16 protein-coding genes are annotated in these 19,903 nt (G+C 58.4%); 6 read left to right on the top strand and 10 right to left on the bottom strand.

What is annotated here, in order from left to right; translation table 11 throughout:
• Window position 1: 1 nt before the first annotated feature.
• Window positions 2-148: a c-type cytochrome gene (locus sS8_RS27965; RefSeq protein ID WP_170160968.1), complete on the bottom strand. Its 147-nt coding sequence runs from the start codon at window positions 146-148 to the stop codon at window positions 2-4.
• Between the two features lie 99 nt (window positions 149-247).
• On the opposite strand from sS8_RS27965, the gene tnpA reads away from it, so the two are divergent.
• The gene (tnpA, locus tag sS8_RS05795) at window positions 248-679 is read left to right on the top strand and encodes an IS200/IS605 family transposase (RefSeq protein ID WP_119628817.1); all 432 of its coding nucleotides are present in this window, start codon (window positions 248-250) and stop codon (window positions 677-679) included.
• 400 nt (window positions 680-1,079) lie between these two features.
• Here tnpA and sS8_RS29500 read toward each other — a convergent pair whose 3' ends face one another.
• The 9 genes from sS8_RS29500 to tssJ all read right to left on the bottom strand — a co-directional run bounded on the left by sS8_RS29500 (window position 1,080) and on the right by tssJ (window position 10,050).
• Window positions 1,080-1,205: a DUF2474 domain-containing protein gene (locus tag sS8_RS29500; protein WP_119628816.1), complete on the bottom strand. Its 126-nt coding sequence runs from the start codon at window positions 1,203-1,205 to the stop codon at window positions 1,080-1,082.
• Window positions 1,205-2,206, bottom strand: coding sequence for a cytochrome d ubiquinol oxidase subunit II (gene cydB, locus sS8_RS05785; protein WP_197716697.1), 1,002 nt, complete (start codon window positions 2,204-2,206; stop codon window positions 1,205-1,207). Before cydB ends, sS8_RS29500 begins: the two co-directional genes overlap by 1 nt.
• A gap of 12 nt (window positions 2,207-2,218) precedes the next feature.
• Window positions 2,219-3,613, bottom strand: coding sequence for a cytochrome ubiquinol oxidase subunit I (locus sS8_RS05780; protein WP_179952400.1), 1,395 nt, complete (start codon window positions 3,611-3,613; stop codon window positions 2,219-2,221).
• Window positions 3,614-3,893: 280 nt separating this feature from the next.
• Window positions 3,894-4,544 (bottom strand): L,D-transpeptidase, encoded by a 651-nt coding sequence (locus sS8_RS05775; RefSeq protein WP_170160967.1) that lies wholly within the window; start codon window positions 4,542-4,544, stop codon window positions 3,894-3,896.
• Between the two features lie 327 nt (window positions 4,545-4,871).
• Entirely contained in the window at window positions 4,872-5,567 is a 696-nt protein-coding gene (locus sS8_RS05770; protein ID WP_119628813.1) for an alpha/beta family hydrolase, read from the bottom strand.
• Window positions 5,568-5,663: 96 nt separating this feature from the next.
• Window positions 5,664-6,113, bottom strand: a complete 450-nt coding sequence (locus tag sS8_RS05765; RefSeq protein WP_119628812.1) for a hypothetical protein — start codon at window positions 6,111-6,113, stop codon at window positions 5,664-5,666.
• Between the two features lie 204 nt (window positions 6,114-6,317).
• Entirely contained in the window at window positions 6,318-8,648 is a 2,331-nt protein-coding gene (locus sS8_RS05760) for a caspase family protein (RefSeq protein ID WP_119628811.1), read from the bottom strand.
• Window positions 8,649-8,699: 51 nt separating this feature from the next.
• Window positions 8,700-9,575, bottom strand: a complete 876-nt coding sequence (locus sS8_RS05755; RefSeq protein WP_145986429.1) for an alpha/beta fold hydrolase — start codon at window positions 9,573-9,575, stop codon at window positions 8,700-8,702.
• Window positions 9,559-10,050, bottom strand: a complete 492-nt coding sequence (tssJ, locus tag sS8_RS05750; RefSeq protein WP_119628809.1) for a type VI secretion system lipoprotein TssJ — start codon at window positions 10,048-10,050, stop codon at window positions 9,559-9,561. Before tssJ ends, sS8_RS05755 begins: the two co-directional genes overlap by 17 nt.
• A gap of 397 nt (window positions 10,051-10,447) precedes the next feature.
• On the opposite strand from tssJ, the gene tagH reads away from it, so the two are divergent.
• From tagH to tagF, 5 genes are all read left to right on the top strand, one after another.
• Window positions 10,448-12,010, top strand: a complete 1,563-nt coding sequence (tagH, locus tag sS8_RS05745) for a type VI secretion system-associated FHA domain protein TagH (RefSeq protein ID WP_119628808.1) — start codon at window positions 10,448-10,450, stop codon at window positions 12,008-12,010.
• Window positions 12,011-12,031: 21 nt separating this feature from the next.
• The gene (tssK, locus tag sS8_RS05740) at window positions 12,032-13,369 is read left to right on the top strand and encodes a type VI secretion system baseplate subunit TssK (RefSeq protein WP_119628807.1); all 1,338 of its coding nucleotides are present in this window, start codon (window positions 12,032-12,034) and stop codon (window positions 13,367-13,369) included.
• A 67-nt stretch (window positions 13,370-13,436) separates the two neighbouring features.
• The gene (gene icmH, locus sS8_RS05735; protein ID WP_119628806.1) at window positions 13,437-14,747 is read left to right on the top strand and encodes a type IVB secretion system protein IcmH/DotU; all 1,311 of its coding nucleotides are present in this window, start codon (window positions 13,437-13,439) and stop codon (window positions 14,745-14,747) included.
• 8 nt (window positions 14,748-14,755) lie between these two features.
• The gene (gene tssM / locus sS8_RS05730; RefSeq protein ID WP_232020531.1) at window positions 14,756-18,316 is read left to right on the top strand and encodes a type VI secretion system membrane subunit TssM; all 3,561 of its coding nucleotides are present in this window, start codon (window positions 14,756-14,758) and stop codon (window positions 18,314-18,316) included.
• Window positions 18,313-19,851 carry a type VI secretion system-associated protein TagF gene (gene tagF, locus sS8_RS05725; RefSeq protein WP_232020530.1) on the top strand — a complete coding sequence of 513 codons (1,539 nt, stop codon included), beginning with the start codon at window positions 18,313-18,315 and terminating at the stop codon, window positions 19,849-19,851. The genes tssM and tagF overlap by 4 nt, the downstream gene beginning before the upstream one ends.
• Window positions 19,852-19,903 lie beyond the last annotated feature (52 nt).

Genomic DNA, 19,903 nt, shown 5'->3' with positions numbered 1-19,903 from the left:
TTTAGCGGTTCTGCCCGGCATAATACCGGGCCAGTTGCTTGATTTCATCCCGGCCGAGTTGGCGACTGATCGAGCGCATGCGCTGATAAAGATCGTTGGCTCGCGCCCCCGACTGATAGGCCAGAAGAGTTTGTTCCAGATAACTCATTGAGGTAAGCCCCCGGCTTTGCCGGGGGACTCACCGAGGTTTGACCTGTACAACGGTCATCGTGAACCTGAAATCTCGACCAAGAGAAGGAGGTTCACAATGAAAGAGTACCAGAGTCTTTCCCACACCCGGTGGGATTGTAAGTATCATGTGGTGTTCATCCCGAAGCGGCGGAAGAAACAGATTTTTGGTGCGCTCAAGCGGCATCATGGAGAGATATTTCATGAGCTTGCCGGGCACAAGGAATCGAAAATAGTAGAAGGTCACCTGATGGGCGACCACGTTCATATGTGTATCAGCATTCCGCCGAAGTATGCGGTTTCGAACGTGGTGGGCTACATCAAGGGTAAGAGTGCGATCCAAATCGCCCGGCAGTTTGGGGGGCGGCAGAGGAACTTCACCGGGGAGAATTTCTGGGCGAGGGGATATTTTGTGTCCACGGTGGGTTTGGATGAGGCTATGGTTCGGGCGTATATCCGCCATCAGGAACAGGAGGATGAGCGTATTGACCAGATGAAGCTGGGCCTGTAAACAGCCGCCTTGGGCGGCTCATGATTTTACGGCGCCTTCGAGGCGCTCACCCAATAAGCCCCCGGCTTTGCCGGGGGTGATTTAACTCAATTCCAACGATTTCGTAGGTCGGAAATCCTTTTCCGACTTAAAGGGTCGATCAACCGTCTGTGTCGGCAAAGGAGCCGACGAAGAAGGTTTGAGTCGATCTTTCCTGGCTGTAGGCGCCAACGACTTTCGCCAAGCCCTTTTTGCCGTATGAGTCCGATGACAACGCTCTGAGCACATTCCGTAAAAGGATGCGAAACGAGATTAAATTGGCGATACGAAGTGATAGCCCGGATGAAGTGCAACGCAATCCGGGACGAGGGGAGTCAGTGTTTCCCGTATTTCGCCGGGGTTCGTATGAGCAACATCGCCTTCACAACAAACCGACAGCCAGCTTGATGGCGTACCCGACCGCAGCGGCCGTTCCGACGCTCGCGGCCCACAGCAGAAAGAACCAGGCGAGCTTCTGCCGGAGTGGTTTTTCGTCAGCAGGTTTCATCAGTGATAACCCTCGCCGGCCTGCACTTTGCCGCGAAAAATCCAATACGCGTATGCCGTATAGCCGAGAATGAGGGGCAGGAGGATGACCGCGCCGACCAGCATGAAAGCGAGGCTGTTATCAGGGTTGGCGGCTTCTCGATAGGTGATGCCCGGCGGAACCAGATAAGGGAAAAGGCTTCCGGCGAGTCCCATGAAGGCAGTGGCGAACAAGCCGAGAGCCAGAAGGAACGGGGTGACGGTGCGTCTGGCGCGGATGGCGCGGTTGAACGCAAGCGCAAGCAGTGCCGTGGCGAAAGGGATGAGCCACAGCGGCATAATCGCTTCACGTCCGAACCATCGATCTCTGATGGTTTCGTTTACGAACATGGTGCCGAAACTGATGAGAACAATGGCGAGAATCGTCCCCAGGCCAAGCGACTCCTGAAGTTCTCGCATCCGCTCCTGAAGATCGCCGTCGAGCTTGATGACTAGCCAGGACGCGCCGAGCAGTGCATAGCCCGTGACTAGCGCGACGCCGCAGAGGACGCTGAAGGGACTGAGCCAGTCGAACCAGCCGCCGGCGTAGACGCGTTCCTCGATCCGGATACCCTGAACGAGGGCGCCGACCATTACGCCCTGAAAGAAGGCCGTTGCCGTGGAGCCGCCGATGAAAGCCCAATCCCAATATTTCTTGGCGCGCTGCGTCCGGAACCGGAATTCGAAAGCGACGCCCCTCAGAATCAGGGCGAGCAGCATTCCGATCACCGGCGCATACAACGCGGTCAGCACCAACGAGTAGGCGAGGGGAAACGCGGCGAACAGACCGCCGCCGCCGAGGATGAGCCAGGTCTCGTTGCCGTCCCAGACCGGCGCAACGCTGTTCATCATCCGGTCACGTTCCTCCTCGTTGCGTCCCAGGGGAAAAAGAATGCCGACACCGAGATCGAACCCGTCCAGAATGGCATAGGCCAGCAAGGCCACGCCGATCAACACGAACCAGATGGTCGCTAAATCGAACATGATCGATCTCTCCTAATGTGGGTGTGGGCCTTTTTCGAGCGCGGGACCGGGCATGACGCCGGTCGTCCGCAGCGGTCCTTTTTCGGTCGGTTTCTCGAGCCCGATCTCCGGCGCGCGCCTCATGAGCCGTATCAGATAAAACGACCCCGCACCGAAAATTATCGTGTACACCGCGATGAAACCCAGCAGAGAACCGGCAACGCCCGGCGTACCGATCGGCGACACGGCGTTTTCCGTTCGTATGAGGCCGTAAATTGCATAAGGCTGGCGGCCGACCTCGGTCACGAACCATCCGGCCAGTATCGCCACGAAGCCCAGCGGCCCCATCACGACTCCCCAGCGGTGGAACCACGCTTCATCGAATAGTCGCTTTCGGAAAAACTGAACGGTACCGGCGAGTCCGAAAAGAATCATTGCCACGCCGATTCCGACCATTATTCGGAAGGACCAAAAGACGATGGGCACGTTGGGCCAGTCGCTTCTCGGAAAAGCGTTCAGCCCGGTTACTTCAGCATCGAGATCATGCTCGAGGATCAGACTGGCGAGCTTCGGAATTTCGATCCGGTATTTGGTCTCGGCTTCATCGACGTCCGGGATGCCGAACAGAATCAGCGGCGCGCCGGCCCGGCTCTCGAAGTGTCCTTCCATCGCCGCGATCTTGGCCGGCTGGTGCTCCTTGGTGTTGAGACCGTGGAGGTCGCCCACGATTAGTTGAGTGGGCGCGACGATCACCGCCATCAATACGGCCATGCCGAACATGACGCGCGCAGGCTGGCTGGCCTTATCTTTCAGCAGATGCCAGGCACCGGTGGCGCCGACCACGAACGCGGTGGTGAGATAAGCCGCCAGCACCATATGCGTGAAGCGGTAGGGGAAGGACGGATTGAAAATCACGCCCATCCAACTATCGGGTATATAACGGCCGTCCTCGAAGTGAAACGCGGCCGGCGTGTGCATCCAGCTGTTCGCGGACAAGATCCAGAACGCCGAGAGTAGGGTACCGAAAGCGACCAGGAGCGTCGCCGCGAAATGCAGCTTCGGGCCGACGCGATCGAGTCCGAACAGCATGACGCCCAGAAAGCCGGCTTCCAGGAAGAAAGCAGTCAGCACTTCATAGGCGAGCAAAGGGCCCAGGACCGGCCCCGTCTGTTCCGCGAACGGCCCCCAGTTGGTTCCGAACTGGTAGCTCATCACGATGCCGGACACGACGCCCATGGCGAAGGCGACGGCGAAGACGATCAGCCAGTATCTGTAGAGTTGCAGGAAGACGTCGCGCTTGGTCGCCAGCCATAGCCCTTCGAGCACGGCCAGGTAACTCGCCAGCCCGATCGTAAACGCCGGAAAAAAAATATGGAAACTCACGGTAAAGGCGAACTGTATTCGTGCGAGGACGAGGGCATCCATCATGACTCTCCAGTTCAGTTGATGACGAAACCGAGCCTCCCATACGTGATATTGGACTGCTCTGGGTCGAAGTCGTTTAGTTTATAAACGACATTTGAAATTGCGTTTGGTCCGGGAGTGGGCTTTAGGCCACGATCGGGCGATTATGGCGGCCTAAAGCCCGCCCCCACAAGTAAAACTGTGCGGAACCGGTCAAGGGCGTACCGGCGAGCGCGGACAAGCCCGCTCGAATCGAAGCAAGGGCGGGAATCATTGACAAAAGATTCCATGCTCGGCGGATCGTTCAGTGTTGTGAATTCGAGTCGGCGGCGAGGTTGCGACCGGGAGCGTCCGTTTCCGACGAATGAAAAATTTGGATTCGCGTGTCGGCGCGGTGTTGTTTCACGAGACGAAAAATTTTCGGCATCGATCGGCGATCGACTCGCACGCAACCGACGGATCGCTTCTTGCCGATATGCGCCATGGCCCCATGGGAGGCGTCGTGCATGAAGATGCCTTCCACGATTTGAATGGCATGGGTCAGGTACACCGGCCGCTTCTTGAGTCTCGATGCGAAATAGGATTGGCGCCGTACGGCCATGGTCCCCGGAGAATACATGCCATCCGGAGTTCTTGTAACTTTGCCCGGGCGCCCGGTGGAAATGCGAACCGATTCAAGTCCTCGCACGGCCTCACCGTCTACGTGCACGGACAGTCGTTGCCTGCTTTGATCGATTTGGATCAGAACTCTCGCCTCCTGCGCCGCCCCCGGTTCAGGCGTCCGAACTGTGCGCTCCGAAGTTGCCGGTAATAGTCGTGGAACATCGGCGATCAGCGGTTCATACGGTTTTGGACGGAACACTGCCGCTATCTCGGAGTCCGGCCGGAAGGTTGCACGATAGTCGGTGAGGTACGGCAAGCCCATGTCCGGCGGACGGTTGCCCCGGTGATCCATTGGAGGGCCTCCATACCAGGACGTGGGGCTCGGCGACATAGGGTAAAACACCGATGGAAGTACGCACGCCACCATGAGTTTGGCAATGGCAGAATTCGCTTTGTCCATGACTGGCCTTCGGCGTTGTCGGCTCTACTCTTAGGTTGGACAGGCCAACACGCCGCCGTTTCCAGCGTGACCCGGATTTTTCACGCGAGAGCTCGATTCCTTATCAGCGTTATGCTACACGCGCTCGCCGGGGCGGCAGCCTAGGCAGTGAATGCTTGTGCACCGTGAGCAGGCCGCGCTATCGGCTGGTTCCTGCCGGTCTGCCGACTGACCGGTCGCTCACGATTCGCCATCGGTGATCTTTTTGACCCAGCTGACAATCGCCGAATTGACGTCAGTCCATATATCCTCCGCGCTTTTCCCGGACGATTTGGGTGTTTTGAAGGAATGATCACCGCCCTCGATGATATGAAGGGCAGCTCCGGACTGTATTTTCGGGAGTTCGGATTCGAGAATGTTCAGATCGCACAAGGCGTCGCGCGTGCCCTGCACGAACAAGACCGGACAGGAGAGCCCGGACCAATGTGCCACCCGCCGTCTGTCGGCCTGCCTGGCCGGATGCAGCGGGTAGCCGAGAAAGATCAAACCGGAACACGCTTCGCCTTGCGAGACCACATGGGATGCCACGCGGCCGCCCATGCTTTTGCCGGCCAGGTATAAATGCCTGGGTGCCCATTCGGAATCTTCCCGCACGGCGCGGATGACCGCGCGCCAGGTCGTTTCCAGCAAAGGCATGCGATCCGGTGCCTTCCGGCCCGATTCCATGTACGGAAAGTTGAACTTCACACTGAGCAGTCCGGCTTCCGCGAAAGCCCGATGAAAATGACTGATGAACGGGTGATCCATCCCGTTACCGGCACCATGAGCCAGGATGACGGCCGTGTCGCGACTACTCGGGTAACCGTCGGGAAGAGCAAAAACCGAGGATACCCGGGTGTCTTGGGTGATTTGGATCTTGCGGGTTTCTTGCTGCATGAATCGCCTGGAATCTGTTCGGAGATGCGCCTTCTTGACGGATTAGCCTTCGGGGCGGGGTGCTGTCCATGGCGTATCGGAGTCGTTCCAAGGGGATTAAGCCTTCTTTTCGCCGGTGAACCGCCAGCCGCCAGGATCGTACTTGACCACCATGTATCTCTTGATATCCGCCGCATGTTCCTTTATTTGGTTTAGGTCCCTCATGTATGACGGATCTTCCATTCCCTTACGCCAGGTTCTTGTATCGATTGTGCCGATTACGAAATAGTCCTTGCCGATTTGTTCGGGCGTGCGGTCAGGGAACAACGATACCAGCACGTTCTCCAGCTCATCCTTATGCGCGATGATGAACTCGCATTTCGGGCAATACCTGCAGGTCTTGCCCAGGATAAAGAGTCCGTGGTCGACCAAAGTCATCAACAATGGAAACTTTCTCTTATAGGTCGGCCGATCGCACTTGGGGCAGCGGCTGCAGCGCGTATCCGTGTACGGATTGAGTGCAAACAGATAACGGGGCGGCAATTTACCAAAATGTTTCTTCGCCATAGGCCATCCTCCTCTAGATCAATGACCGGCTATTTCAGCTTGCTTGTCGAGGCGCGGTATTCCTGTTGCATACGAGGCAGAATAAATACCGTTAAGTTACTCGAAAGGAATTGGGAGTGTGTCGTCCAGTTCCGCAGCCGGTGCCAAGTCTTGCAAGTTTCCGATCCATCGCAATCGGAACTCCCGGGCAGAAATCTCTTGGCATCAGGCATTATCCGGAACGAAAAAGAACGGACTCCCTTCGTGACCGGCATGCTGGAGGGGGGCGTATTGGGGCGATTGGTCGAAGCCGGCTTTCGAAGCTGAAGATTTGACTTGCCCGGCTACGGCGCGGAATACGTCGTAGTCTTCGAGGATGCCTTTGTTTGCGCGCAAAACGCTCAGGAAGGCGTTGGCGAACACCGAATGGCCGCCGCCGCCCTGGTCGAGCACCGGTTTGACACCGCCGGAGGTCAGGACCGTCCGCGCTTTGCGGGTCGCCATGATCTTCAGCCATTTGGTCCGCTTGCTTTCGTCCATCACGTCCGGGAGTTTGGCTACCGCCGAGCCGGTCATGGCGCCGGAATAGCAGGAATCGGCAACGATCAGGACGTGGCGGGCAGGCATGATGCTGAGGAATTCCGTGATGCTCCGGCTGGATATCCAGTTGGCGGGATTGTCGACTTCCGCATCGGTTGGCAGCCAGTAGGCGAGCTTGGTATTCGGATCGATTTCGCCGTGTCCCGCGTAGTAGATCAGGAGGTTGTCTTCCGCAGTCAGCTTCTTGTGGATCTCGTTCAGCGCCGTCATGATCTGATGGCGGCTGGCGTTGATCAGGAGCCTGGTGTTGAAACCGTAACGCTCCCGGAGTAAGACATCCAGGCTTTTCGCATCGCTGGCCGGGGTCTGTAGGGCAGGATAGGCGCTATAGCTATTGTTGCCGATGATGAGCGCATAGAACTTGCCGAAATTGATGTCGGTGCGCCGCTCGGCGGGTTTGCCGGCAATGCTTGCGGGTGCAGCCGCTTCGGAAGGCTTGACGGATTCGCCAATGAGGGCGACATCCAGGCGGGTCACCTTGTTTTTCTTGTCGGTCGCGGTGATCTTGACCGTACCGGACGGTTCGCTCGGATTTATCGGATAACGGAAGATCCCGAAGGTATCGGGTGTCAGGGCCTTGTCGTTCACGATTAAGGACTGGAGTTCTTTGGGCGCATCGATTTTCCCCACGAGTTCCTTGGAATCCGGTCCGATCTGGATCATCCGCGCGCCGCGGGTCAGGGTAACGGGCGGATCGATGATTTCCACTCGCGGGCCCGCTTGGGCGAGCAGTTCCGGCGTGGACTGCTGCTGAGCCTTGAAGGTCAGTTGCTCCACCTTTTCCCTGAGCGCGGCGATTTCCCTGGCCTGATTCTGAAGCTCGGATTTTCGGCTTTCGATCTGCGCGCGAGAGACTGCGCCGGCCGGTTTGTCCCTCTGCGTCAGCCACGCGGTCAGTTCGGCCGATCTTTTCTGATAATCTTCCATTTTTGCTTGAAGCGCATTTTCCGCGTCGTCGAGTCGCCGCTGCATGGAAGCGGCCGGGCCTCGCCGGGTTCCGGCAGGCTGAGCCGGCTTCACGGCAGTCGCCTGGTTTTGAGCCGCCGCCAATTCCTGCTTGAGCTTCTTGCGCTCGCGGCCGAAGGCAGCGGTCATCTCGCCGACCTTTGCCTGCTGGGTCTTGAGCAGAGCCGTTTTTTTCCGGAGATCTTCTTCGAGTTCCCGGATTTTCGGATCGTCCCCGGTGGACGAGGCCGCTTTTTGCTTGGCGAGTTTTTTCCTGAGACTATCGATTTCGTCCTGAGATTTACGCAAAGTTTCCTGCTGCTCCTGCAATTGCCGGCGGGTCGCCAGAAGTTCCGTGCGGAGTTCCCGGGCCTCGAGACGGCTGCGCTCGGCGGCCTGGCGTAACGATTCCAGTTCCTGTCGTCGCGCCTCGTCAGCCTGAAGCGCCGGGGCAAAATTCACATCGCTGCCTTCGAGACCCGAGGCTTTTTGATACCAGCGGCCGGCGGCGGCGGGATCTTTCACGACGCCCAAGCCTTTTTCATAGAGTTGTCCGAGATTGATCTGCGCCTGGGCGTTTCCCTTGTCGGCCGCTTTCCGGTACCACTCGGCGGCTGCCCGATAGTCCGGATCCCGCCCGAGACCTTTTTCGTAGATTTGCCCGACGTAGAGCTGGGCCGTAGGGTCGCCTTCCTCGGCTTTCGGCAGCCAGACCTTCAAGGCCGAGGAATAGTTCGCGCGGTCGTAGGCGACATATTCTCCGCCACGAACCTCGCAGTCGGCAGCTGTGGTTCGTATTGGGCGACGGGCACTCAGATAGGTCATTTGCGAACCGAGTTTTCGCACCTGGCCCGGAAGGAGGCAGTCGACGACGAACAGTTTATTCGCGTCCTCGATATAGCCTTCGACGGCACGGGCGGCTTCTTCCCGGTCGACAGGTCGAGTGGCGCAGCCGATCAGCAGGGTCGCGGAAACGGCGAGGGCCAGGGATGTCTTACGCAGCGGCTTCATTGGGACGGTTTCTCCGGGAATCGGTGGCGGAACGGATCAGGAATCAGGCATTCAGAGTTTTGGAGCACTTGCGGACTTAAATCGGATGCCGTCGGTTTGTCGCAAGACGTCGGTCCAGATTTCTTGCCAGCAACAGCGGTGGTCGAAGTTCGGAACTACAACAACCCGTGCATGGGGCCGCTGTTTGGCGATCGGTTCGAAAACCGAGGACGGAATGGTCCGGTCGTTTTCGCCGAGATAATGGAGTTCGAGTACGCCATCGCGCCTGGTTCGGACCGGATTCAGCGAACCCAGGAGCGGGCTGTATCCGTGATAGCCGGTCCAGACATCGATGTCGAGATTTGCGGCCAAGGTTACGATGGCGGATGTTTCCGGGAAATGGGGCGCCAAAAGAATGGCCAGTGCGCCGCCGCCGCTATGGCCGAAAAGAACCAGCCGCTCGACCGCGTGCTTCGGTAGAAAACTGCGCAGCGCCGCGGCCAGACTGTCCACCACCTCCGGGCCATATCGCCGGTGGGTCCACAGTGCCGGCGAGCATCCGCGATCGGCCGCATGACCGTAATAGCAAGGGCGGCCGAGATAAAGGGCCGGCCCGTCGTCCAAGTTCATCAGCCTCAGCATCACCGGATCGCGAGGCGTTGGGTCGTCGGAAATCGTCCGGTGGGAAATCCAAGGTGTCCCGTCGCCTTCGAGATAGACATGCAGCGTCGTGGAGGTGTCTTTCTTGCCGGGCTTGAAGAACGCCGCGAGCTCAAACCCGTTTCCCTCCAGCCTGAGTGACTCGAATCCGAAACGGGCCGCCGCCTCGTCGATCCGCTGAGTGGGCGTTGCACAGCTTGCCAGGAGAAGGGTCGACAACAGCAAAGTCCGGACTACAGCAGCCGGCCGCGCTCTTATGTCCGCGACTAAATTAATCGTCATCGTCACGGACGGGTTCGGGGGTTCCCAAGTCGAGCCGGCTGCTGGTGATGCGGAGCTTGACCACGCTGGTCGTGTTCTGTGGTATCGGCGTCGAGGCTCGCCACTGGACGGTATCGAGATTCCGGTAAGCGGCGAATACTCCGACGGCGGTCGTGCCGGGCTTCGCGTCGACGGAAAGCTCGCGTCTTTCGCCGGGACGCAGGATGAATTCCTCCTTGCCCGCCAGGTCGGCGCCGAGAACACTTTTTTCATCCTGAAAGAGCTGGAAGAAATCGGCGCCGTTGAAAGCGGCCAGTTCCCTGAGTTGATACACGCGCACCATCAGCGGCGACGGACGGCCTTCGCCGTCTCGATTGATGTCACGGAGCGTTTCGATCCGGAGCTGTACGACGGTGGGAGGTGCCGGCTTCGGTTCATCCGATGCACATCCCGCGAGGAGTAGAAAGCCCATAACGACGGGGAGAATGATGGTAACGCGCATTACAAAAGCTCTGCCTGATTTCGCAAATGTGGTTAATTACCGAGTCATGTAGGAAAACATGCCGTTGGATTAAGTCCGCATGCCTGGCGGACCAGCGTGGCCGGTTTAACCCATCGGCATTCCCTAGTCTTGCACCGGTTCTGAGCTTAGCTTTCGATGGCGCTATCGGCAAGTCGCGAGCATGTGTATCGGAGCTGTGATTTGCCTGTTTCGCGTTCGCGTGTAAGCTATCGTTGACTGATGGAATGGATGAATGAACCGTTCAGGGACGACAGGGTGGGCTGAGACCCCTGATCGCTTCAGATATGTCCGGTTATTCCGGGGGCCTCAGTTTTTCGCCGTTGCGATTGACTATTCTTAATGCCTGACTATCTGGGGCTCAACCGAAGCATGCATCATGGCACTAATCCTCAAAGTTCTCAGCTATAAAGGCGATCCCGTCCCGGACGAACCGTCCTGCACCTTCGATCAGGATGGCGGGTCGGTAGGACGCTCGCCCGACAACCGTTTCGTTCTGCCGGATCCCGAGAGGTTCATATCCCGCAAGCACGGCTTGATCGCATTTCGGGACGGCGTCTACTGTTTTACCGACTCGAGCACGGCCGGGACCTACCTGGTCAATAAGGATCTTCTCCTTCAGCATGACACGGCACCGCTCTCGAACGGCGACATTTTGAAAATCGGCGAGTATGAAATCGCCGTCGTCGAAGTGCCGGTTCCGCCGCTTCAGCCCGAGGAGCCGCCAATGGATTTCGATCTCTTCGGAAATCCGCCGGAGTCTCCTGCCTGGCCTGAGGTGCCGCTCTGGGATCTGGCGTCCGACACCCCGCCGCCTGACTCGGTGATACCGCAACCGGTGGGCCCCAGTTTCCTCGATCAACCGGACGTTTCGCCATTTCACCAGAGTTTTGTTCCGCCCGAGATTACCGATAAGCCGGAAGACCCGGCACTCCCCGATTTCGACTTGGGTGCCCTGCTGCACGATTTGGACGCGGGCGAAGCCGCAGGCGGTCGGAAAGCGGTCGGCTCGCAGAGCTGGGAATTGCCGGACGATTTTTTTCAAGGTCTGGATCTGAGCGAGCTCGGCTCGGACCGGCCCGGTCTCGCCGATGCGCAGGACCCGATACCTGACAGCAATCCGCCTGACCAGCCCGAGGACAAACCGGGTTCTCCGTGGGTCGAAAACACGCTTGACGACGAACCGGGGCCGCTGGTGGACGGGGTGATCTCGAATCGCGACACCGTTCCCGCCGCCTCCCCCGAGTTGGATCCCGCTCCGTCTTCCCGGGATTTGGGTAGCCCGGCGCTATCGCCCGTAGTTCCCGAAACGGTTTCGGCCGAGTCGCAGGAGGTCCCGCCAACGCCGGCGGAGAGCGTGCCGGCACGTGAGCTGTTTGCGGCGTTCCTCGCCGGTGCCGGACTCGTTTCCGCGAAGGGGGGAATGAAGGATGAAGACATGGTGGCAATCATGAATTCGGTGGGCATCCTGCTCCGCAATTTCGTCGAGGGCATGATGACCGTCATGCGCGCACGTGCCGAGATGAAAAGCCAATTTCGCGTTTCGGTCACCACCATGCGTCCGATCGACAATAACCCGTTAAAATTTACTCCGAACGTCGATGACGCTCTCCGAATCATGCTGGCGCGCAACCATCCCGGATTCCTGGATCCGATCGAGGCGGTGCGGGAGGGATTCGGCGACCTCATGCATCATCAAATGGCCATGACAGCCGGGATTCAGGCGTCTCTCGCCGCGGCGCTGAAGCGCCTGGATCCGCAAGGTTTCGAAAAGCTGTACGAGGATGCCATCGTCTTTCAGAGAAAGGCGAAATGCTGGGAGGCTTACGCGAAGGCGTATCCCACGCTGGTCGGCGAGATTATGGAGAACTTTTTCGGAGAGGAATTCGGGGAAGTTTACGAACGGCAGATGCGCATACTGCAATCGAGCCAAAATCGATAAAAAACGAAAACAGGAATCGATATGTCCGAATACAGCAGGGTGGTGTGGTCGGAGGGAATGTTTCTCCGTCCCCAGCATTTCCAACAGCACGATCGCTATCTGGAATCGCTGGTCGACGGACGGTGCCGCGGTTTGCGGCCGTTCGACTGGGGGTTTTACACGCTAAAGCTCGATCCGCGCCAATTGTCGGTCGGCAAGCTGGCGCTGGCGGAGGCGCGCGGTATCTTTCCCGACGGCACACCGTTCAACTTGCCCGACGACGACGAACTGCCCTTGCCCCTGGATGCGCCCGAAGACATCAAGGACAACGTTGTATACCTCTCGCTTCCGGTACGGCGGCCGGATTCGGCCGCAATCGACAGCGAGGCGTTCGAGGACAGTCTGGCCCGGTTCAGGCTCGCCGAGCGTGAAGTGCGAGACCACAACAGCGGTGCCGACGGACGTTTTCCGGTACAGATCGGCAAAATGTGCACGTGCCTGATGCTGGAGCGGCAGGAACGATCCGGCTATGTCTGCCTGGGCGTTGCCCGTATCGTCGAAGTACGCGCCGACAAAACGATCGTCCTCGACGACAGGTACATTGCTCCCGGACTCAACTGTTTCGGAACCGGCCTCCTCGGCGGGTTCCTGCGGGAACTGCAAGGCTTGCTGCATACCCGCGGCGAAGCACTCGCCGGCCGGGTGGCCGATGCCGGCAAGGGCGGGGTGGCGGAAATCGCGGATTTCATGCTGCTCCAGATCATCAACCGTTACGAACCGTTCCTGGTGCACCTGGCCAATACCGCAGCACTGCATCCTGAGGACTTTTACGGCTTGGCCGTACAAATGGCCGGTGAGTTGGCGACGTTCTATCGCCCCTCGAAAAGGCCAATCGGGTTTCCGGTATATCAGCACGACGACTTGCAAAAATGCTTTACCCCGGTGATGGAAGAGCTGCGGCAGCTTCTCAGTATGGTATTGGAGCAAAACGCCATCCAGATTCCGCTCAGCAAGCCGAAATTCGGGATCTACGGCGCGAAAAGGCCGGACCTCAAGCTGTTGGAAAACGCCGTTTTCGTTCTCGCCGCCAATGCCCAGGTCAAGCCTGAGTTTCTGCGCAATCATTTTCCGCCCCAGGTCAAGATCGGCCCGGTGGAAGACATCCAGCAGCTGGTGCGGGCGGCGCTTCCCGGCATTTCCGTACACCCCCTGCCGGTGGCTCCGCGCCAAATTCCCTATCATGCCGGTTTCTCCTATTTCGAACTCGACAAGCAAAGCGAATTGTGGAGGAAGATGTCGGCGTCCGGCGGCTTCGCGATCCATATCGGCGGCAATTTTCCGGGACTCGAGCTGGAATTGTGGGCCATCAAGAAATCCTGAGCCGGCCCCACCGATCGTAACATGAACCCAACATCCCGTCTTGCCTTGTGGTCCAGGAACAGCCAAAGTGAATTCAGACGATCCCTTCGCACCTTTTGACGATGACGACAAAACCGTACTTCGGCCGACGCCCGGCGGACGCCGCCGTCCAACGCCGGCTCCGGCGGCGAGCGTTCCCGAGCCGCCGCCTCTCCGTGTGTACGATGTGCAACTGAATGCTCGGCGACAAGCGGCATACGGCGAAAACCCGCTGGTTGCGGCGGCGCTGTCGCTACTCTCCCTGGTTTCCCGGCTCCGCAACACGGCGGTTCATCATGCCGTGGCCGAACTCCAGCAGCAACTGGTCAACGAACTGCGTAGCTTCGAAAATAGAGCTCTGCAGCAAGGCACCGTGCCCGAGCACACCCGCATTGCCAGCTACGCGCTATGCACCCTGCTGGACGAGACGGTACTGAACACCCCCTGGGGTGCACAGAGCCAGTGGGGCCACCAAAGCCTACTGGTGATCTTCCACAAAGAAGCCTGGGGCGGGGAAAAGTTCTTTCAGTTTCTCGATCACCTGGTACGCCAACCGGCACAAAATCTGAATTTGATCGAACTTTTCTGGTTGTGCTTGAACCTCGGTCTCGAAGGCAAATACCGCGTCGTACAGAACGGTGCGGGCCAGCTGGAGCGCATACGCAACGAGTTATACCAGCTGATTCAGCGTCTTCGGGGAGATTTCGAGCGGGATCTTTCGGTTCGTTGGCAGGGGCTCAAGGACGTCCGTAATCCGATCGTCCGTTATGTTCCGATCTGGGTGATCGCGTCGGGCGTCGCGGCACTGCTCGTTCTGGCATATCTCGGATTCACCTTTGCCGTGAATTCCGCATCGGATCTGGTGGCACGCGATCTGTTCGTGCTGGCCAAGGACGAAATGAGGCTTCCGGTCCAGACGGTATCGCTGCCTGCGTTGAAGCCGGTATCGAAGACGGAAAGATTCAGGCCCCTTTTGGCCACGGAAATTTCCCGGAACATGGTGGAAGTGGTGGACGATCAAACCTTGCGAATTCGAAACTCGTTCGCCTCCGCCAGCGATAGAGTGAAGCCGGAGTTCGTCCCGATGTTGGCGAAGATCGCCAGGGAGCTGGAGGCCGGCGGCGACAGCGCCCTGATCACCGGTCATACGGACAACAAACCCATCATTTCCGCCCGGTTTCCGTCCAACTTTGAATTATCGTCCGCCCGAGCCAAGCACGTAGTGGAACTTCTCGAGGCTTCGGCTACCTTGCAAGGCCGGATCCGGTTCGAGGGTCGGGCCGATTATGAACCGCTGGTACCGAATGACTCCGCCGAGCACCGAGCCGTCAATCGGCGTGTGGACATCCTGATCCAGTGAGGTTATTCGTGAAAGCCGTAATCAATTTCTTCAAGAAAAAATGGGTTATTCAGGCGATCGGGATGATCGCTCTCTGCGCTCTGATCTGGTTCATAGGTCCCCTGATCGCGATTGCGGGTTCCGCGCCCCTGGAGTCCGAATTGGCGCGCGGCTTGACTATGGCGGCGGCAGTCGTGATCTGGGTGATCTGGCGCCTGGTGGCGGAAATCCGGGCAGGACGCAGGGACCAGCAGCTGGTAAAGGATCTTGCCGAGCCGAGGGAAGAAACGGAGGCGAAATCCGCCGAAGCGGCGGCGGTCGACGAGAATATCGAACTGCTGACCGAGAACTTCTCCAAGGCTCTGAAGCTGCTCCGGGAGACGCGCGGTGCCAAGCAGCACCTGTACGAACTGCCTTGGTATGTCATTATCGGACCTCCCGGATCGGGCAAGACCACCGCTTTATTGAATTCAGGACTCAAATTTCCGCTGGCCGACCGGTTGGGTTCAAAGCCCATCCGCGGCGTCAGCGGGACACGGAATTGCGAGTGGCTGTTCACCGAAGAGGCCGTGCTGATAGACACCGCAGGACGCTACACCACCCAGGAAAGTTATCAGGCCGTCGATGCGGCGGAATGGGCCGGATTTCTCAAGCTGTTGAAGGAACATCGTCCGCGCCGCCCGATCAACGGCGTGCTGGTAACCTTGAGTCTGTCGGATTTGCTGCAACACACGGAGGAAGAGCGCGCGCTGCATGCTCGCGCCGTACGCCAGCGGGTCCAGGAACTGTATTCGGCGCTAGGGATTCGTTTCCCCATCTACGTGCTGTTCACGAAATGCGATTTAGTGGCGGGATTCAACGACTTCTTCGCCGATCTCACCCAGGAGGAACGTGCCCAGGTATGGGGCGAGACCTTCCCCGAAGACGGCTCCGGCCAGCCGGTGGACGTACTGGCGCGATTCGCCGCCGGCTACGACGAACTGCTTCAGCGCTTGAGCCGGCGTATGCACAGCCGCATCCAGGATGAGCGGGATGTACAGCGGCGTAGTTTGATTCTCGATTTTCCGCAACAAATGGCACTTCTGAAACCGCCAATGGAGCGTTTTCTGGAAGACGCATTCGGGGCGAACCGGTTTGAAACCCGGCCGTTGCTGCGAGGCGTTTATCTAACCAGCGGCACCCAGGAAGGAACCCCCATCGATAGGGTCATGGGCTTACTGGCCGCCACCTTCCGGATCAGCCGCCAGACGGTGCCGATCTTCAGCGGCAGAGGCAGAAGTTTCTTTCTGACTCGACTGCTGAAAGAAGTCATCTTCCCCGAAGCCGAACTGGCGGGCCTCGATCCGCGCGTCGAGCGGAAAAGGCGTCTGATTCAGGCCGGGACATACGCATCCGTGCTGGTTTTGGCGCTGGCGTGCATAGTTCTGTGGATGGTAAGTTTTCAGCGAAATACCTCGGCAATCGAACAGGTAGAACAGGAGATCGAACGCTACCGCGCCGCCAGTGTCGATGCGAGCGACTGGCAATCCAGTCTCCGTACTTTGATTCCCAAGCTTGATCCGCTATTGTCGGTCTCTGACATCTACGAAAATACCGGTGGAATGGCGCATTTCGGCCTTTATCAAGGCGAAAAAATCCGAGTCGCCGCGAATCATGCCTACGAGCACTGGCTCCGTGATTATTTCCTCCCGGTGAATCTTCAGCGTCTGGCTCAGCGCATGACCGGCCCGGAGGCGTCCAATCCGGACATTCTGTACGAGCTTCTGCGCGTTTACCTCATGCTCGGTCAGCCCGAACATATGGACGCCAGGATCGCGGGGCCGTGGATCCGGAGCGATTGGGAAAGCCACTTCGGAACCGAGCCGGATTTGCTGGCCCGATTGAGTCTGCATCTGGATAATCTTTTCAAGTTGCGACTCGACCCACAGCCTTTGGATGAAGTCCTGGTCTCCGGCGTCCGGGCAAAGCTATCCCAAGTACCGCAGACGATACAGCTGTATGCCCGATTCAAGAATGAATCGCAGCTGGATCGTACGCATGATTTCAAACTCGGGCAGGTGCTCGGACCCGACGGCGGGCGGGTGTTCGTGGCGGCCGACGGACGAGACGTCGGAACTCTGGCGGTACCGGGTCTATTCACGGCTTACGGTTATTCCGAGTTGTTTCTAAAGAAGAGCTTGGAATTCGTCAAGGAGGCGGTGAACGAGAATTGGGTGCTGGGCAAACAGGCGACCCTGGATTTGCCCGAAATTCAGCGCTTGCACGGGGATTTCCAAAAGCTCTACCTGACCGATTACCAGAAGACATGGAGCAAGCTTCTGAGCAGCATAAAGCTGAGGCGCCCCAGGGACATCAATCAAACCATCGAGTGGTTGGAAATCCTGTCCCGTCCGGCCAATCCGGTGCGCCCCCTGCTGGAAGGCGTCGAAAAAAACACCTCGTTGACCAAGATCGCTTCGCTTACCGCGCAGCTTCTCAATAAAGTGCCGGCTGTCGCCGAGGCGAGTGTAGACGATCGTACGCGAAAACTGTTGGATGCCGCGCGCCAGGCGGAGACCGGCGGTGATCCCGAGATCGATCCGGTTCAAACCGTAGAGGCGGCGTTCGAAGATCTCAACTATCTGGTGCGGAGCAGTGCGGATCGACCTGCTCCCCTGGATTCGACCCTGAAAACCGTAGCCTCCCTGCGCGATTATATGTTACAAATCGGCAGCGCAGCGCTCAGCGGCGAACAAGCGCTGAGAAGCGCATCAGGACGGGTAGGGGGTGAAGGCGGAGATGTGCTCCTCCAGGCAAAATCCGAGTTCGGGCGTTTGCCGGAACCCTTGAAAAGCTGGTTTCTGTCGTTTCTGACCGTAGGCTGGAGGCAAACCTTGGCGGGAGCGAAAGGTGAGCTGAATAGCATGCTCAAAACTGGAGTCGGCTCACCGTGCAGGGCTGCTTTCAGCGGTCGCTACCCATTCGTGAGAAGCAGTTCCAAGGATGCGACGCTTATGGACTTTGCCAAGTTTTTCGCTCCGAACGGCGTGCTGGATCAGTTTTTTCAAACCAATTTGAAAACATTCGTGGACGTAAACCGCCCGGTGTGGACGGAAGTCGGTATGGATAACCAATCCTTGGGTCTTTCCCCGACAACCATTCGGCAATTCCAGCACGCTTCTGCCATTCGTTCGGCGTTTTTTTCAGCGGGAGGTCAGATGCCTACCGTTTCTTTCACCTTAAAACCAATTTCTTTGGATCAAAACGTGGCGACGTTTCGCTTCAACCTTGATGGACAGGAGGTCGTTTATCGGCACGGCCCGGAACAAGTCTCACGCCTTCAGTGGCCAGGCCCTTCCGGTGGGCCCGGGGTTCGAGTGGTGTTCGAGGCCGTGGACGGAAGGCAGGTCAGCCGCTCCAAGGAGGGCAGCTGGGCTCTTTTTCGACTGCTGGATGAAGCCCTGGTTGAAAAGACCGATCTTCCCGAGCGGTTCCGGGTCACTTTTCAAGTGGACGGATACCGCGCACGCTATGAGTTACGGGCTGGCAGTGTGACGAATCCGTTCGGTCTCGCGGCCTTGAAGTCCTTCAGTTGCCCGGATGCGCTATGATGAATCGACCCGCTCAAACCGGTTTTTACGGTAAATTGCCGGCTCTCGGGGATTTTGTTTCCCGGCGTTTACCCAGACATTTCATTGACAACTGGGACCAGTGGTTGCAGAGTGCCATGGCCGCCAGCCGCGAACAATTGGGAATCGCTTGGCTGGACGTATACCTGACCAGCCCGATTTGGCGCTTTGGTCTCGGTGCCGGCGTTTGCGGACCTAGCGCATGGGCCGGAGTCCTCATGCCCAGCGTGGACAAGGTGGGACGGTATTATCCGCTGACACTCGCAGCGCCCGTGTCCGAACCCCAGTGCTTGCCTTTTCTGTTCCACCCGGGCTGCAACTGGTTCGATACCTTGGAAACTTTGGCCTTGTCGGGACTCGAAAACGATTTCGACCTGGCTGAATTCGACCGCGAACTGGAAAACCGGTTTCTGCCGGATTTCGTAGAAGAAGGCTACGATATTTCCGCATCGGCCCGAAGTTCGGGTTCCGGTAAATTCGCACTTCATTTCGAGATGGAAAATCTGCGACAGTCGTCCGACGCCTTCATGGGGCTTAGCGGGTGTCTGCTCGACCGGTTTCTTCCGGCCTACAGCCTCTGGAGTACTTCGGGTTCCGAGCATATTGAGACCTCCTTCCTGGTCTGCGAAGGTTTGCCGCCGATCGATGCGTTCGTCGCCCTGATGACGGGCAGCTGGGAACAGCGCGGCTGGGTAATTAGTACCCGGCGCTTACCGGGCCTGTCGCTCCGAAATTCGGGCGATCCCGCCAAATCAAGCGAAATGGGCCGATCCCCGATGCCGCAAAATCCTTCCGCTGCCCCTCAGCGTCTGGTTTCGCATGGCATCAGCGTGGTCGGCAAACGGCGGAAGCTCAACGAGGATGCTTTTATCGAACGTGCGGACATCGGCTTATGGGCAGTGGCCGACGGCATGGGCGGGCATCAAGCGGGCGAAGTCGCGAGCCGTGCAATCGTTGACGCTTTGGCTGCTCAACCCGCTGCCTCCGATTTGGAGGAGTTCGCGAAAAGCGTCGCGTCGACGCTGCAACGCGTAAACAGCGAACTGTGGGAGTTGGGCCGCCAGAGTGCCAGCGGTCAGATCATCGGCAGTACTGTTGTCGTGCTGTTGGCGGTAGGTCATCGATGCGCCTGTCTATGGGCGGGTGACAGCCGCCTTTACCGCCATCGCGCGGGGCGGACGGAACAGTTGACCCATGATCATTCGCCGATCGGCGAACTGTCCGGCTTTGAAATTCTTGCCGATGAAAAGCGGACGGAAAGGGAGCACTGCAATATCATCACCCGCGCGGTCGGGGCCGATTCCGAACTCGAACTCGACATGATCAAGTTCGACATATCGGAAGGCGACACCTTTTTGCTGTGCAGCGACGGATTGGATAAGGAAGCGGGGCGGATCGAAATCGAAGAAATTCTGCAAACCGGCGATTCTCGGGAGCGCGCGGAATCCTTGATCGCGCTGGCCATGGATCGCGGCGCGCGGGACAATGTGACCGTGATTGTGGTGCAGGCGCCTTGAGGGACTCGCAGCGGGACGGCTGAGGAATTTCCATTTCGATGCGGTCAGGTTC

Source organism: Methylocaldum marinum, assembly GCF_003584645.1.
In the GTDB taxonomy this organism is placed as follows: Bacteria; Pseudomonadota; Gammaproteobacteria; order Methylococcales; family Methylococcaceae; genus Methylocaldum; species Methylocaldum marinum.
Note: the sequence above shows the minus strand (reverse complement) of the source record. Positions and strands in the feature narration are given on the sequence as shown.